The 1,283-nt window shown below is 45.5% G+C and carries 1 pseudogene; it reads right to left on the bottom strand.

Annotated features, from left to right (window positions below):
• Positions 1-24 precede the first annotated feature (24 nt).
• Positions 25-1,098 (bottom strand): annotated as a pseudogene (locus R7P67_RS24845) (diguanylate cyclase domain-containing protein); the annotation flags it as partial.
• Between the last annotated feature and the right edge of the window lie 185 nt (positions 1,099-1,283).

Genomic DNA, 1,283 nt, shown 5'->3' with positions numbered 1-1,283 from the left:
TCTACAGCTGCTTTTGATGCGCTATGCGGTCGCAATCAACACCCTGTCCCCCGCGTCATGGCCGAAGCTATCCTTGATGTGTTTCAATCGGTCTAGATCTATATTGATCAACGCAAAGCTGTACCGTTTTTTATAGCGCTTAGCGATTTCAAACTGCTGCTTGTATGACTGCATAAAGTAGCGGCGATTGGGCAAATGCGTCAGTTCATCATGCAGCGCACGGTCGTCAGCGATGATGTACAAACGGTAAATCACGATCAACGCAATACTCAGTGCAATGAGAATGGGATAGCCAATGATTCTGACGATGTTCAGCTCAAACCACGAAATTTGTTGCTCAAGCTGCCCACCCGCGTAGGCCGCCATACTCCAGCCACCGTAAGGGAAGTGCACATGCTCTTTGGCGTACAATTTTCCCGTTTGATTAGGATCACCAAAGAACATATCCCCATATTCGCCGCCGCTGTCATAACCACGTATCGTCAAAGGATAATGGTATGAGAAGTCGAATACGCCGGTTTCTCGCATTAAACCATCAAAATCCACCACGGCGCTGATCACCCCCCAATACTCTTTGTTGATTGGCGGGTCTCGAAATACTGGCACGCGTACAATAAGCCCTCGCCCACCTTGAACAAGCGACACAGGCCCCGCGATGAAAATCTCTTGAATATCTTTGGCTTTTTGAACTTGTACCCATTGCGCTGGTACTTTACGGTAATCCAGACCAAGGACGCGCTCGTTTCCTTGAGTTGGGAATATATGGCTAATTACATCATTTTCCGCAATACCGATGACCGTGATGTGCTTACTTTTGTTAAGAATACGATCGGCGGCAATGCTTAGCTCCTCTTCTTCGCTATTTGGCAGCAAAGTGATTAGCGTCGCTAATGTGCTGGCTTTGTAAATATCAGCCATGAGTACCGCTTCCAAATTGGAGCGGAGGATAGACAGTTGTTCTTTGGCTTCAACTTGCACGCGCTCTTGCTGAAGGTCTTGCTGATTCTGATGCAACAGCTCAATAACACCAACACACAAGGCAACAAAAGCGAAAAAGAACAGTGCAAAATAGCACTGCTTTCTGGGTGAATAACGCATTAGCTCCCCACTAGCTCGTCCGTTACTACGAGAATTATTCTTTTATTGTTAAAATTCTTATTATCTACAAGAATAACCAATAGCCTTTGCAAAGGTGATAATTATCTGAAATTTTTGTGGTTTAAATAGGCAACGGGATGCAAGGACAAGGCGATTTATTTGAAAGTACGGATTGGCAAGAGGTA

The sequence above is a fragment of the Vibrio sp. Vb0937 genome, assembly GCF_033338855.1.
Note: the sequence above shows the minus strand (reverse complement) of the source record. Positions and strands in the feature narration are given on the sequence as shown.